General features: G+C 65.3%; 1 protein-coding gene. It reads right to left on the bottom strand.

Translation table 11 applies throughout. The annotated features are described in order from the left end of the window. The coding region (locus QWI17_RS00125; RefSeq protein WP_302720479.1) for a hypothetical protein at positions 1-433 on the bottom strand (433 nt) is incomplete at its 3' end. Between the last annotated feature and the right edge of the window lie 37 nt (positions 434-470).

The following is a 470-nucleotide window of genomic DNA, read 5'->3' as shown; positions in this document are numbered from 1 at the left end:
CCACTGGCGGCAGGTGCGCCTTGATGCCGACGGGGCTGTCGTTCCACTGCTCGACCTGGCGTGCCTTACGCTCAGCTGCCTCGGCGCCCTGTGCGGCGGCCGTGGCAGCATGCAGTTGCTGGATGCCCAGCAACGCCTGGGAGGTGAAGTACTCGAAGTGCCGCTGCGGCTGCGCGCGCCATGCCTGCATGGCCTGGACCCAACCTGTGCGCTGAGCGTTCAGTTCCACCACCATGCCGACGGGGTCGGGCAAGGTCAGCGCCAGCACACCGTTTGGCAATTGTTCCCGGGCAATGACGGTACGCAGATAGTTGTGGGTTTCGGACCACCGACCCAAACGGCTGTAGAAGCCGTGAGCACTCGTGAACCGGGCCGATGAAAAGGTGGAGAACTCGAGCACGCCCTCCATGCCGAAGCGGAAACTGTCGGTCATGGCGATGCCGAGGCTGGCGGGGTCGTTGCGTGCACGG

This window comes from Gilvimarinus gilvus, assembly GCF_030518155.1.
GTDB lineage: Bacteria > Pseudomonadota > Gammaproteobacteria > Pseudomonadales > Cellvibrionaceae > Gilvimarinus > Gilvimarinus gilvus.
This window is presented reverse-complemented; position numbering and strand designations above follow the sequence as displayed.